The organism is Pseudochrobactrum algeriensis (assembly GCF_018436245.1).
Taxonomy (GTDB): Bacteria; Pseudomonadota; Alphaproteobacteria; order Rhizobiales; family Rhizobiaceae; genus Pseudochrobactrum; species Pseudochrobactrum saccharolyticum.
In genome coordinates this window covers 1,553,522-1,568,065 of record NZ_CP075361.1, presented here as the reverse complement: position 1 = coordinate 1,568,065, position 14,544 = coordinate 1,553,522, and the positions used below count along the sequence as shown (strand labels likewise).

The 14,544-nt window shown below is 51.3% G+C and carries 13 protein-coding genes; 2 read left to right on the top strand and 11 right to left on the bottom strand.

From position 1 onward, the window contains the following. Positions 1 to 55: 55 nt before the first annotated feature. From KHQ09_RS09290 to KHQ09_RS09250, 9 genes are all read right to left on the bottom strand, one after another. Complete coding sequence (locus KHQ09_RS09290; protein WP_213597850.1) at positions 56 to 1,807, bottom strand: amidohydrolase; 1,752 nt, start codon at positions 1,805 to 1,807, stop codon at positions 56 to 58. 231 nt (positions 1,808 to 2,038) lie between these two features. After that, positions 2,039 to 3,058: a histone deacetylase family protein gene (locus KHQ09_RS09285; RefSeq protein WP_213597849.1), complete on the bottom strand. Its 1,020-nt coding sequence runs from the start codon at positions 3,056 to 3,058 to the stop codon at positions 2,039 to 2,041. 130 nt (positions 3,059 to 3,188) lie between these two features. Next, positions 3,189 to 4,013, bottom strand: coding sequence for an MBL fold metallo-hydrolase (locus tag KHQ09_RS09280; protein ID WP_213597847.1), 825 nt, complete (start codon positions 4,011 to 4,013; stop codon positions 3,189 to 3,191). 83 nt (positions 4,014 to 4,096) lie between these two features. After that, the gene (locus tag KHQ09_RS09275) at positions 4,097 to 4,873 is read right to left on the bottom strand and encodes a TatD family hydrolase (protein WP_213597845.1); all 777 of its coding nucleotides are present in this window, start codon (positions 4,871 to 4,873) and stop codon (positions 4,097 to 4,099) included. A 76-nt stretch (positions 4,874 to 4,949) separates the two neighbouring features. Next, a complete protein-coding gene (gene metG, locus KHQ09_RS09270) occupies positions 4,950 to 6,488 on the bottom strand; it encodes a methionine--tRNA ligase (protein WP_213597843.1) in 1,539 nt (512 codons plus the stop codon). A gap of 215 nt (positions 6,489 to 6,703) precedes the next feature. Further along, entirely contained in the window at positions 6,704 to 7,777 is a 1,074-nt protein-coding gene (locus KHQ09_RS09265; protein ID WP_213597841.1) for a DNA polymerase III subunit delta', read from the bottom strand. Next, positions 7,770 to 8,423 (bottom strand): dTMP kinase, encoded by a 654-nt coding sequence (gene tmk, locus KHQ09_RS09260; RefSeq protein ID WP_213597839.1) that lies wholly within the window; start codon positions 8,421 to 8,423, stop codon positions 7,770 to 7,772. The genes KHQ09_RS09265 and tmk overlap by 8 nt, the downstream gene beginning before the upstream one ends. 100 nt (positions 8,424 to 8,523) lie before the next feature. Then, positions 8,524 to 9,738, bottom strand: a complete 1,215-nt coding sequence (locus KHQ09_RS09255; RefSeq protein WP_238481603.1) for a D-alanyl-D-alanine carboxypeptidase family protein — start codon at positions 9,736 to 9,738, stop codon at positions 8,524 to 8,526. A 133-nt stretch (positions 9,739 to 9,871) separates the two neighbouring features. Then, positions 9,872 to 11,071, bottom strand: coding sequence for a septal ring lytic transglycosylase RlpA family protein (locus KHQ09_RS09250; RefSeq protein ID WP_238481602.1), 1,200 nt, complete (start codon positions 11,069 to 11,071; stop codon positions 9,872 to 9,874). A 633-nt stretch (positions 11,072 to 11,704) separates the two neighbouring features. Between KHQ09_RS09250 and KHQ09_RS09245 the strand changes: the two genes are divergently transcribed. Then, positions 11,705 to 12,106: an MAPEG family protein gene (locus KHQ09_RS09245; RefSeq protein WP_213597835.1), complete on the top strand. Its 402-nt coding sequence runs from the start codon at positions 11,705 to 11,707 to the stop codon at positions 12,104 to 12,106. Positions 12,107 to 12,306: 200 nt separating this feature from the next. Then, positions 12,307 to 13,107, top strand: a complete 801-nt coding sequence (locus KHQ09_RS09240) for a GGDEF domain-containing protein (RefSeq protein WP_238481601.1) — start codon at positions 12,307 to 12,309, stop codon at positions 13,105 to 13,107. Positions 13,108 to 13,118: 11 nt separating this feature from the next. Here the strand turns inward: KHQ09_RS09240 and KHQ09_RS09235 are convergent, their stop codons facing one another. Continuing rightward, entirely contained in the window at positions 13,119 to 13,670 is a 552-nt protein-coding gene (locus KHQ09_RS09235; RefSeq protein WP_022712085.1) for a GNAT family N-acetyltransferase, read from the bottom strand. 100 nt (positions 13,671 to 13,770) lie between these two features. Continuing rightward, entirely contained in the window at positions 13,771 to 14,517 is a 747-nt protein-coding gene (locus KHQ09_RS09230; protein ID WP_213597833.1) for an alanyl-tRNA editing protein, read from the bottom strand. Positions 14,518 to 14,544 lie beyond the last annotated feature (27 nt).

The following is a 14,544-nucleotide window of genomic DNA, read 5'->3' as shown; positions in this document are numbered from 1 at the left end:
TGGATGAGGTATGGTAAATCAGACTGCACAATAAATACAGGCACTCACGAAAATGTCAGGCTGTATAGCGCTGCTCGCCTGCCATCCATGTTTCGCTGACTTTGATTTTGCCGATATCTTTCACGCCGCTTGTCGGGTCCTGTTCCAGAATGGCGAAGTCCGCATATTTTCCGGTTTCAAGACTGCCAACCTTATCATCCATATGACAATGCCATGCAGCGTCAATGGTTACAGCACGCAATGCGGCTTCTGCCGGTATGCATTCGTCTGAGAAGAAGACGCCGCCGCCCTCATTCATCACACGGGCAACCGCATCCTGCACATAGCGCAGAGGTTCAATCGGCGTTACGCTCCAGTCGGTATGCAGCGAAATACGCAAACCGGCTGCCAAAGCCGAGGCGCAAGGGTCATAATATTTCGCCCGTTCCGGCCCCAGAATGCGATCACGGAAGGCCTTGCCCCACCATCGCACATGGCCGATGAGGAAAGACGGCGACAGGCCAAGCCGTACCATTTTCTCCATCTGCTCAGGATGCAGAACACTGCAATGCTCAATCCGGTGGCGCAGATCATTCGGTGCCGACCCTTGCAGTACGGTCTGATAGGCTTCAATCACCGTATCAATTGCCCCGTCACCATTGGCATGAACGCCGACCTGCCAGCCGCCATCATGGGCACGCTTTATGACTTCGGTGATTTGTTCAAGACTGTAATTCAGTGCCCCGCGGCTATTGCTGCCCAGATAATTTTCGCGCTGATAGCCGGTTTCTGCCTGATTGGAGCCATCCGCCCAGGCTTTGATACCATCAATGCGGAACAGGTCATTGCCATGACCGGGTTTGATGCCGAGTTTGTCCCATTCATCCATCAATGTTGAAATCAGCATCCCGCGATAGCGCACCGGCGGATTATCAGCCATCACGGCATCGAGAAGCGCAATATCATTGACGCCGGACAACATACCAATGCTGCAATCATGCAGGCTGGTGCAGCCCACAGATGCCGCATGATCGAAAAGTTCGCGAATACGCTTTTGTACTTCCGCTGCCGTTGGTTGCGGCATCTTCTCGATAAATGGTTCCTGCGCCGCGCTCTCTTCAAGCCTGCCGCTGAGTTTACCATTTGCATCACGCACAAAGCGTGCACCGGAAGGGTCTTTGGTGTCTTCCGTAATGCCTGCCAGTTTCATGGCGGCGCTGTTTGCATAGGCAATATGTCCGTTACTTTCCATCATGAAAAACGGATTGTCCGGTGCCAGTGCATCAAGCTCTGCCATTGTCGGCGGGCGGGCATCTTTGGTGATGCTGGGGTCAAAATTTTTCGCCCGAATCCAGTCGCCTGATTTTGCCTTCTCCACACCAGCTTTCAGCTGAAGCCAGACATCCTTAAAGGTCGGTGTGGCCATCGGGCTGACGTCAATCCAGTCATCCAGCACCACAAAGGTCGAATGCATATGCGGATCAATCAGACCCGGCATTAATGTGCGGCCGCCAAGATCAACAATACGCGTCTTAGAACCGCTTAAAGCCTGTATATCCTCAGCCGTTCCGACACCGAGAATAGTATCGCCGCGAATGGCAATAGCTTCAGCGCGGGCATTCTCCTTATTCATGGTGAGGATAGTGCCGCCCTTAAAGATCACATCAGCGGATCCGTCAGCAGAAGCTGCGGCCAGCGCTGCTCTGCTTTCCATAACTGAGGCGGCGAAAACAGAAGTGGCCGCCACTCCCATATATTTCAAAAAATTACGCCGTGATGCGGCGTTTCTCAGAATGGCTGTAACTCCGGGATTGCAGGCTAAACACATCGGATATTTCCCCTGTAAGGATTATTTGATGCCGGATTATTCCTGAACGCACATATATGTAAGATCAAATAAAACTGAAAATAATAATAATTTTAAAATAACAATAAATACAAATGAAATTTATATAAAACAGCTTTGAATATACACAAAATCAAGTTCGTTTAAATAATTTTATTGACTGAGCAGGCAGTTTCTTGACCGCCTGCTCAGCAAATATTCATTGAATGTAGATTATCCGCCGAAGCCGCGCAGAAAATGCGTGAGATTTCCGCCCAGCTGATCGCAGATATAACCACCTTCCTGCACAATCACTGTCGGCAGGTTCAGACTTGCGCATTTCTGGGCAATGCTGGTGAAACCCTGCTCATTGACGGTAAAACCGCCAAACGGATCATGCTCGGAAGCATCAAGCCCAAGCGCCAGAACCAAAGCACCCGGCCGATAGGCGCGGATACGATCCAGCGCCAGATCCAGCGCATCCAGAAATTCCTGATTGCCGGAGCCACGCGCCAAAGGCAGGTTGTAATTATAGCCAAGGCCTGCGCCCTCACCGCGCTCTGAGGCATGCCCCCAGAAAAACGGATAGAAAACCGCCGGATCAACATGGATGGAAACGGTCATCACATCGGCACGATGATAGAAAATGCCCTGCGTGCCATTGCCGTGATGCAAGTCCACATCGAGAACAACCACGCGGTCATGGCTCTCGCGCAATACCTGTGCAGCAATGGCTGAATTATTAAGGAAGCAGAAGCCGCCCGCCATGTCGGCATAGGCATGATGTCCGGGCGGGCGGCACAGCGCATAGGCTGCAGGCTCGCCATTCTGCACCAGTTTGGCTGCTTCGATTGCCGTCTGCGCACTCCAATAGGCAGAATTCCACGTATCCGCAGCAATCGGACAGGCCGTATCGGCCATATGATAGCCAGCACGGCCGACCGGTGATGTCGGATAGGAAAAATCGCGGCGGTTCGGATGGATATTCGGAATGACCTCATCGGACGCGCCACTGATTGTCTGCCATTGCCCGTAAATGACCTGCAGGAATTCCAGATATTCAGGGCTGTGCACGGCGCTGACCGGTGCCAGACCGTGATCCTGCGCTGCAATCATTGCAAGTCCGGCATCATTAGCGCCGGTTAAAAGCCGCTGTATGCGCTCAGGCACTTCCGGATTGGGTTTGCGGGCACCGGCGGATAAAAACATAGCCGGATTATGCGCGCGCTGAGGCTCAGCAAATGTAAATTTCATAAATCAGTTTCCTCCTCATGCTGCAATTATTGCTCCATATCTGCGAATATGGCCTCCTGAAATAACTGCACGACAGGAAACTACGGAGAGGATTGCCCGATTGCAAATAAAAACAACAGGCTGAGCTAAATCAGTGATTTGCGGGAACTTCAAAAACCATACCGTCATAGGCTGGCTCGACATTCTCGGGTACAAGAGCGCGCACTTCATCATAATCCAGCGGCACATGCATATGGGTGAGAATAGCACGGTGCGGTTTCAGGCGTGAAACCCATTCCAGCGCTTCATCCAGACTAAAATGGCTTGGATGCGGCCTGTATTGCAGAGCATCAATCAGCAAAACATCCAGATTTTCCAGAGATGCTGCTGTTTCCGGCGGGAATTCATTTACATCCGAGCAATAGGCCACATTTTCAATACGAAAGCCGAGACTGGTAATATCGCCATGCACCATCGGCATGGGTTTGAAGCGGATCGAACCGCCTGCCCCGTTAATGGTAAAGCTCTCGGTATTACCGATTTCATGGGCTTTAAGAATTGGCGGATAGCTTGAACCGAAAGGCGTGGCGAAACAATAGCCGAAAGCCTCATAAAGCCGGTTGAGCGTCAGACGATTTGCATAAATTGGCATCAGGCTCTTGCTGTCGAGTACAAAACTGCGCAAATCATCAATACCGTGAATATGGTCGGCATGAGGATGCGTATAGATCGCCGCATCGATATGACGGTCGGTTTTACCTGCCAGCCCGTCAATGATTTGTGCGCGAAAATCCGGCCCCGTATCGATCACAACACGCGTTGTGCCGCTATTACTAACGCGCTCCACCAACAGCGATGCACGACGGCGGCGGTTTTTCGGATTGTCCGGATTGCACTTACCCCAATCGCCATTCGGACGCGGCACACCCGGAGATGAACCGCAACCAAGAACCGTAAAGCGATAGAAGTCAGACATGTGCCAGTTCCGCTTTTATACGCCTTTTAATAATTAAATATCAAAAGGTTGAAATGATTATCTGATAGTTTGAACGAATATAATCAGCGAGGTATTTTGGTAAACAGACGCAGCACATTCTCACCGGTCATCCGGCGGATATCCGCATCGCTCACACCAATCACATCTGCCAGAACCGCAGCAGTATGCGCCACATAGGATGGCTCATTGCGTTTGCCGCGATGTGGCATCGGAGCCAGATAAGGCGCATCCGTCTCTACCAGTAGACGATCATGCGGCACGATTTTTGCGGCTTCACGAATTTCAGCAGAGTTCTTGAAGGTGATGATACCGGAGAAAGACACATAGCCGCCCAGCTCAACACCGGTGCGTGCCAGCTCGATGCCAGACGAGAAACAATGCAGAATAAACGGGAACGCGCCTTTGGCGGTTTCCTCACGCAGCAATGCTGCCATATCCTCATCCGCACTGCGCGCATGGATCACAAGCGGCAATTGCGTGCGGCGCGACGCTTCAATATGTGTCAGCAGACCTTGGCGCTGGGCTTCAGGCGTTGAATAGTCATAGTGATAATCTAAGCCAGCTTCACCGATTGCCACAACTTTTGGATGCTGCGCCAGACGTACCAGCTCATCAGCCGTTACATCCAGTTCTTCATGGGCATTATTCGGATGCGTGCCGACCGAGCAATAAACCGGATCATAGCTCTCCGCGAGCGCTAAAATCTGATTAAATTTCTTCACACGGGTGCAGATGGTGATCATCTTTTCGACACCGGCATCGAGAGCACGCTGAATAATCGCGTCACGCTCTTCTGCAAAATCAGCGAAATCGAGATGGCAATGGCTGTCTACAAGCATAATAAAAGTCCTGCCCGAGGCTTAGCACTCGGGAAAATGATACGGGCGATAATTCGCCCGTATCTGATATAAGATATTACTCTTCAGTTTCCACATAACGCGGGAAGATCGGCCCCGGTGCAGGCAGTTCAGCACCGCTGATCAGCACATCGCCGAGATCAGCGAAACTGCGTTTGTCTTCTGCAACACCCAGAATATTGAGCAGCTTGGCTGAAGATGTCGGGATATAGGCCTGAGTCATAATTGCAACGCGGCGCAGCACTTCTGCGGTCGTATACAAGACTGTGCCCATACGTACCGGATCGGTCTTGCGCAGTGCCCAAGGTTCCTGAGCTGCGAAGTAACGATTGGCTTCGGATACCACGTTGAAGATTGCTGCCAGCGCCTGATGAATGGCCTGAACCTTCATCGCATTGCGGGCAAGTTCAATTGCTTCTTCAGCCAGTTTCAGAATAGCCGTATCTTCTTCATGGAAGTTGGCTTTTTCCGGCACTTTACCTTCGCAGTTCTTGGCGATCATCGACAGCGAGCGCTGCGCCAGATTGCCCAGATCATTGGCCAGATCGGCATTGGTGCGGTTGACAATCGCTTCGTGATTGTAGCTGCCGTCCTGACCGAAAGGCACTTCACGCAGGAAGAAATAGCGCACCTGATCCAGACCATAGCGGTCGATAAATGCAAACGGATCGATCACATTGCCGACCGACTTCGACATTTTCTCGCCGCGGTTGAACAGGAAGCCATGCGCGAAAACACGTTCCGGCAGAGGCAGACCGGCAGACATCAGGAATGCAGGCCAGTAAACCGCGTGGAAACGCACAATGTCTTTACCGAGAATATGCGCAGTTGCAGGCCAGAACTGTGCCTTCTCCGCATCCATATCCGGATAGCCGATAGCAGTGAGATAATTGGTCAGCGCATCAACCCAGACATACATCACATGCTTGTCATTGCCTGGAACCGGAACACCCCAGTCGAATGTGGTGCGGGAAACGGACAGATCACGCAGGCCCGATTTGATGAAGCTCAGCACTTCATTGCGGCGCTCGCTCGGGCCGACAAATTCCGGATGCTTTTCGAAATAATCGATCAGCGGCTGCTGGTATTTGGACAGACGGAAGAAATAGCTTTCTTCTTCATGCCATTCTACCGGCGAACCGATCGGTTCGCGGCGAACGCCATCTTCACCAACGGTTGTTTCGCTCTCGTCGAAATAAGCTTCCTGACGAACCGAATACCAGCCGGCATAGCTGTCGAGATAGATATCGCCATTCGCGACCATACGCTCCCAGATATCCTGACAGGCTTTGTAATGGCGCTCTTCCGTGGTGCGGATGAACTGGTCATGGCTGGAACCGATTTTCGCCAGCATTTCGTGGAACACGGCGGAGTTTTTGTCAGCCAGTTCAAGCGGCGTAATGCCTTCCTTCTCGGCGGTCTGCTGCATTTTCAGACCATGTTCGTCTGTACCGGTCAGGAACAGCACATCTTTGCCGTCCAGACGCTGGAAGCGCGCCATGGCATCGGTGGCAATTGATGTATAGGCATGGCCGATATGCGGTGTGCCGTTCGGATAGAAGATCGGGGTAGTGATATAAAATTTTTCGCGGCTCATGTCGGATCCGTCTTGTCGAGATATTTTATCTCATGAAGTCAATATGATGATAACTGATAAAACCGGCATATCGCATGTCAGACCGTAAGTCAGCCCTAAATGCATCGAATTCAGAAACTCATGCTTGTTTATGCGGTTTTGTGATCCTGTGAATGGCGTATTTCAGCCCTTTCACAGTGACCGGTTCGCTCGGCGGCATCAGCCGGTCTCAAACCTCAGACCGGCATGCCGCTGCGCATAGCGCGATGCATCTTTTCCATCATAATCAGTGCCGCCTGTTTGCGGTCGAGATTATAGCTTTCCGTTTCCATCGCCTCGCGGCGCAGATCATCCCAGAATTGCGACCACTGGCTGGCTTGCACCGCCTGCCCTTGTTCAGCAAGATCAAGTGCCTGCGCGGCAGCTTTATCCAGCAGATATTCAAGGAAAAGCTGGTTCTGCACATCGGCTTCGCGGCCACCAAGTACAGAGGCAAGTGCCTGCGCCTTTGGCAGATCAAAATGATTGCCGCTCAGCAAAGCATCAACCGTATCGGTGATTTCTAACCCGCCATGGGCAACCAGCAGCAAGGCTTTGCGCACAGAACCTTCCGCCCGTGCACTGAGTGCCGCGAAATAAGCCTGATCCTGCACATCAATGCCGACATCTCTGCCTGCAACTTCCAGCGCGCGCTTCAGCTCATTATCATTCAGCGGTTTGAAAGCCAGTGACTGGCAGCGCGAACGGATCGTCTGCAGCAGACGGCCGGACGAATGGGAAATCAGAATAAACAACGCCCGTGCCGGTGGTTCTTCCAGCGTTTTCAGCAAAGCATTGGCAGCATTACGGTTCATATCATCCGCAGGATCGATAATAACGATGCGCCATGCACCGTCACCGGAAGTGCGGCTCAGAAAATGCGTGATACGGCGGATTTCTTCAACGGTAATCGCCGTGCGGTATTTGCCGGTTTTCGCATCAAACGGTCGTGTAATATGCAGCAGCGCCGGATGCATTCCCTGCGACATTTGACGATAAGGTGCTGCATCCAGATCCGGCGTGTTCAGCTGCTGCGGTGCTGATGCACAGTCGGGAAATTTCAGCATATGTCCGGCAAGATGAAAGCCGGTTGTCGCTTTACCTATGCCCTGCAAGCCTTCGAATAACAGCGCATGATGCATGCGACCTTCCTGATAGGCCTGCGCGAGAAATGTGCGCACTTCTTCATGCGCAGTCAGAAAACTGGTCGCATTGGGTGCAGGAACACCGTCAATTGCATCATAGGTACTGTTGGGTGCCTGTTCAGCCATGGGCAGACACCTCTTGCGGGCTCAGAACAGCATCGGTGAGCGCAGCTATTTCAGCGCTGATCTCATGCACCGAGCGGTCCGCATCAATTACCTTGCATCGTTGCGGCTCTTCGGCGGCTATAGCCAGAAATGCCTGACGACGTGCTTCGTGGGTGGCAATGGTTTCTTTTTCAAAACGATCTGCCACTTCATTGCCACGACGCAAGCCTGCTCTGGCTAAGCCCTTATCCGCCGGAATATCGAGAATGAAAGTCAGATCAGGCATAGTGCCATCAATGGCAATACGCTCAACCGAGCGCATGAATTGCGGATCAAGATTGCCGCTGATGCCCTGATAAACACGGCTTGAATCAATAAAACGGTCGCAGAGCACAATCTGTCCGGCTTCAATCGCAGGGCGGATTTTCTGGTCAACATGATCGCTGCGGGCGGCGGCGAATAGCAGCGCCTCCATCGCAGGGCCATAGGTTTCTGCCGCACCGCTCAGGATGACATGACGCACAGCCTCTGCACCGGCAGAGCCGCCCGGTTCACGCGTGACCACAACCTCATAGCCTTGAGCGCGCAGATGATCAGCCAAAGCAAGAATCTGCGTGGACTTCCCCGCGCCTTCTCCGCCTTCAAATGTGATCAGCAATCCTGACAAAGCTATGATTTTCCTATGCTGTACACCGTTAATAATTATAAGTTTAATGAGGGATAGGCATGGCTTTGTCAAATAAAACTGACAAGGGAAACAGGCACTCTTATTTCAGCAAACGACGTATCCAGCCTGTCGCCAGCTCATAGAGCGCATCCATCGACTTATTGCGCAAAGTTCCCTCACTCACATCCTGCGCTGCAAAGACAGGGCGTTCGAGCAATATTTCCTTATCCCGCAGCACCTGTATCCGGCCGATTTCCTGCCCTTTGGAGACCGGCGCCGATACCGGCCCCTGATAAATCACTTGCGAGCGCAGCTTGCCTTTGTCCTGAACAGGCACAAGCACGGAAACCGCATCCTGAACCACAAGCCCGACTGATCCTTGAGTTCCGCCATAGAGCGAGCCTTGAGCCACTTCTGTACCCGCAGTAAAAACCGGCAGTTTAACGAAATCATTCATTGCCCAGCGGATCAGCTTTTCAGCATCTTCTGTTCTGTCCTGAATGGTTTTGGCTCCGTTCAGCCCGATAAATAAACGTCGTCCGCCGGATTCAGCGGATGCGACAAAAGAAAAGCCGGAATCCTTGGTGCCGCCCATAGCCAGACCATCAGCACCCAGATTCAACCGCAGCAAAGGGTTGCGGTTGCGCTGCATAATATTATTCCACGTAAAGCTCTCTTGCGCATAAAGCGGATAATATTGCGGATAGGTTTTGTGCAGATGCTGCGCGAGTTTCACCATATCGTTCAGCGTTACTTTTTGCGCTGTTCCATCCAGCGGCAAACCGGTGGGGTTCGCAAAAACGGAGCTTTTTAACTCCAGCTCCTGTGCCCGTTGATTCATCAACACGGTGAAAGCCTGCTCACTGCCGCTCATGCCCTCTGCCAGCACAATCGCACCATCATTGGCGGATTGCACTGTAATGCCCTGTATCAGGTCATTCACGGTCAGCTGCGATTTGATTTTGGCAAACATTGTCGCCGTGCCAGATGGTGCGCCACCGGTGCGCCACGCATGTTCACTGACTGTAAAACTGGTTTCCGGCTGCAATTTTCCGGTTGTCAGCGCATGAAATGCAACTTCCGCAGTCATCAGCTTTGCCAGAGAGGCCGGAGGAAACGGTGCATCGGCTTTACGGGCGAATAAGACACTGCCCGTATCGGAATCGAACAGCAAAACCTGTTCGGACTTCACCGCAAATGGCGGCTCGGCGCTTTGCGCATGAGATAGTATAAACTGGCTCATGATCAGCACAGCAGCAAAACGCAGCTTCCCTACAGATTTTGTCTTTTCGTATGTGCCGGTAAAGCAGGCCACCTTGTTCTCCGGTTGTGATTTCTCTCTGTAACAGACTCAAAAATAGTTCACGATGATTGACGATCAATGAAGCTGAAACAAAAACGTCCGGCAAAGCCGGACGTTTAAACACGATATATCACGCTGTAAAAAATTACTCGGCACGCACCACAAAAGCATCATTTGCACCGGCAGCCCATGCGGCCTGCAACAGCGCGTCATTGTTGCCGCTGCGTGATTTTGCAGTCAGGCTATATAAATCGCCCTGTACCTGCGGTGTCATGCTGCTGCTGATTGTTCCGATATTTTTAAGTGCAGAGGCAATACGATCTGCCTCATCCTTGCTGCTGAAAGTACCGAGATCAACAAACTCACCCTGCTCCGCACCGGCCTGCAGATATTTTGCAGCCTGCGCATTGCGCCATTCGGCAGAGGTTGCATCCGGCATCAGCACCTTGGAATAGATACCCTCATTGGCCTGAGCGATGCGGTTTCCGGCATAAGCGCTGACCAGAATATCATTCTGTGCAGATGCATAGAGACCATATGGCTTATCCAGCGGTACAGGAATAACAGATGGCAGCACAGACGCAGCGCCGTCAGCATAACCGAAAGGCAGCTCCGGCTGTGCGGAAATCTGGTCAAATGCGCTGGCTACACCCTGTTCTGTACGGTTTGGTGCAGATGTCGGCGTCGGGCCGTTCATGGCCATCATCACGCCTGTCGCAGGCTGGCCAATATTGTCACCACCCGCAGGGCGGTAAGAGGCGAGCAGGAATGCATCATCCTGACCATGCAAAGGCGCACGGCCAACATATTCGACTTTAACATTCGCGGTGCCGTGATGCTTGTAATCCAGCATTTCAGCCGCTTTTTCCGACATATCAATGATACGCTCGTTGGAATAAGGGCCGCGGTCATTCACGCGTACAATAACTGAACTGCCATTGGCGGTATTGGTGACGCGGGCATAGCTAGGCAGCGGCATGGTCGGATGCGCGGCTGTCAAATGGGTCATGTCATAGACTTCGCCATTGGCGGTCAGACGGCCATGAAATGCCGAACCATACCAGGAAGCGCGGCCGACCTTCACATAATTCGGGTCTTCCTTCGGCTTATACCACTTGTCTTTGACTTTATAAGGCTTGCCGACCTGATTGCGGCCGCCGCCGCGCGGGATTTTCTTGCCATTGGCAACACGCGGGCTGGCTTTTACGCCATAGACGGATTCTGCAAAATATTCCTTGGAGCGCTTTTTCTTTTTCACTTCCGGCTGGGGAGAAGCACAGGCTGTAACCAGCAATCCCACCACACCAAGACAAAGAATATGTTTCACCCGAGAAGAATGCAGCATCCGGCCCCCGCTCTTGTTCATTGCAACAGGCCCATGCGGCTGTTTCTGAAATGACTTCATTACGCTACTCAAACCCATTACAAACAACAACATTCAGTCTGCAACAAAACCGGCATTTCCCCTGTCATTTATACCAGTCAGACAATGCCAGCCTGTCACTTGTAAAACGAAACAGTTTCAAAACCTTTATCCCGCCTTTGTTCAGAGCGGAAAATGCACAACATTTGGCGACTGTTCGCAAGAATTAATTGATAGAATCTTAAAAATCCGCACAAAGCAAATCCCCAAACCTTGCCCGCCGGTTTTTTCGCCTACATATTTAAATCAGATCTTTCATTATTTATGTGTATTTCGGGGGATGATTTCTTTTTTGATAATCAGCAGAACAACAAACCCTATTTGATTAACTCGCTTTATTAACAATGGCTTATTGCCATGAAGAAACAAACAAATATCTGTCAGCAGCTTTATCCGCCCCAAAATCCCGGCACCGGATTTCTCTTGATGTGGCCGCGTTAACCAAGTTTATATTTCGCTGGGGACAGATGAAATTCCGCTTTGATCTTTTCCTGAAATAATCCGCCGTCAGAAATGCTGCGGACATGCATCTGCCTCCGATGAAGGAAGAAGAGTTTGAGTACAGAACTGAACCTTGCTGTCGTCATGCTTATTGTAGCAATTATTCAGGTTTTGCTTCCTGCGTTTTTCCGCAACGGCGAGACAGGTCTGGACTATAATGCCGGAGCACGTGATGAGGCGGGGCCGCCTGTCGGTATTATCACAGCGCGACTGCAACGGGCGCAGCGCAATCTTTACGAAACCCTGCCCCTGTTTCTCGCAGCCGTGCTTATTGCCCATATTGCCGGTCGGGAAAGCGGGCTCACGACTGCAGGCGCGTGGATCTATGTTATCGGGCGCATCTTTTATATTCCCGCTTATGCTTTCGGGATTCCTTATCTGCGAAGCCTGATCTGGGCTGTCTCTCTGGCCGGACTTGGCATGATAATTTTGGCACTGACGGGGCTATTCGTATAATGCAAATTTATGTATCGCTAAAATAAAAAGCTCTTATTTATAAAGAATTTACGCCAATTCCTGATTTTAATAGGCTTGAAAGAACTATTCCTTTATGTGGAGGAGAATATCGGGTTGGCCAGTAATTTCTATTCAGCATTTCCAGTCATTAACTGAAATATTCAGACTACAGCATACGCTCAGGGATATTTGAACAGACTATGAAATCAGCTCTTATAAAAGCCTTTATTGTTTCTGCTGCGGCTGCGCTGCTTTGTGTTGCAATCAACATGATTGTCGGGCTTATCCGCAATGAGCCGGTTGGCACGCTCAGCATCAGCCTGAGTCTGATCCTCCCCCTGATTACCGCTTTTCCGGCAATGACGGTGGTGTTTCACCGTAATGCGCAGCTTTCGAAGGCATTTTCCGATCTGGAGAAAGCCCATCATGAATTACAGGCGCGTTCAAAGATCGATTATATGACCAATCTCTATAATCGTGAGGCCTTTTTTGAAATGATGCGCACTGTCCGCTCCCGTCAGGATGCAGGCGCGTTGCTGCTCATTGATGCGGATCACTTTAAGAATATCAATGATAAATACGGCCATACAGTCGGCGACCGCGCCTTAAAGCTGATCGCCTATGCATTACAGAATGTGACCCGAAAGGGTGATCTGGTTGGTCGTGTCGGCGGTGAGGAATTTTGCGTTTACCTGCCCAATGCCAGCCGCGCTGCCGCTATCAGCGTTGCCGAGCGCATTCGTGTGGAAATAGAGAATACGCCGTTTTATGTATCACAGAGCCATGTTGAACCGCTGACAATCAGTGCGGGCGGTGCCCTTGCCCATAAAAGCGACAGCAATTCGCAAATTTTCAGCCGTGCCGACCATTGTCTTTATGAGGCGAAAAATCAGGGGCGGAACTGCATTGTTTTTGAACCGGCAGAAGCAGCTGAAACAGATGCCAGGAAAATTCATCTGATTTCAGATGCGGAAGAAAGCCGGGACCGGCGCAATTTCTGACGGATTACGCTCTATTTCCAGAGCGTAATCACGTCCTCAGCCGTAGAAACGGGCGAAAAGCCCATGCGCTGATAGAGCTGTAAAGCACGCGGACTATCAAGCGTATTGGTTTCAAGACGCAGTTTTTCCGGATTATGCGACCATGCTGCTGCCAGAGCCTCGGCAAAGAAGAATTTTGCCAGACCCCGCCCCTGATAATCCGGCACCAAACCGAAATAGAGCAGATCAACGCTCTCCGGCAGATTGAGCCGCATTTCAGCAAAACCTGCGGGACAACCATCCACATAGAGCAACAGAATGCGGGTTTCTTCGGCCTGAATGATCGAGGTAACAGTCTCGTCATTCTGCATACGGCGCAGCATCCAGTGATGCGGCTTGCCGATAACCTCATAAAGATAGCGATAGAGATGCACCGGCATGTTTTCTGCCAGCATGATTGCCAGCCGGAGACCGGCAGGCAAAGGCACCGCAACATTTAACGGTGCAGCCATTTCCAGTCGGGTAATATTAACGCTCACTTCATCAGCGAGCGTTTTATCGTCGTTATCCGTAGGATCGCTCATAGGGTTCCGATCTTCATTTCAGAGCGTGCATATTTCATTATGCACGCCGGATCGCTCAACTGCTTTGTTTTCCTGATAATGACAAGGAAAAGCAGCGATATTATGCCGGAGCCTTACCGAAACGGATACGATAACGGCGGTTTTCTTTGCCTTTTTTCTCAACCTTGCCGATATGAATTTCACCAATTTCAGAGGTATTGGCCACATGCGTTCCGCCGCATGGCTGTGAGTCCACGGAGCCGTTGTCGCCGATCAGCACCAAACGGATACGTCCCTGCCCGACCGGCGGGCGCACATTCTTGGATTTTACCAGATCAGGATTGGCAGCCAGTTCTTCATCGCTGATCCAGTTTGTAGTCACCGGCGATGCGGCATTGACCATTTCCATCAGCTTTTCACTGACCTGCTCTTTTGTCAGATCATTGCCCTGCATGTCGAAGTCAATGCGGCTGTCATCAATATTAACTGAAGCGCCGGTCACCGGAAACGGACAAATCACGGAAAGCAAATGGCAGGCCGTGTGCATTTGCATCAGCTTGAAACGGCGCTCCCAGTCGATCTCTGCAATCAGCTCTTCTCCGAGCTGTGGCAGTGTTTCACCTTCAGCAGGCACATGAATGAAATCATTCTTGGTTGCGCCGTTAACAGTGGTGGCAATCTGAATGATGCTGCCGTCTGTACGGCGCAGCAAACCGCTGTCACCCGGCTGACCGCCGGATGTGGCATAAAACACGGTCTGATCGAGAATAACGCCGCCTTCATCCGTGAGACCGATCACCTTGGCAGGTGTCGCTTTCAGATAAGCATCTTCGCGGAAAAGCGGATTGGTTTCCAGACTCTGTGTCATCATACCCTCATGCAAATATTTAAGAAA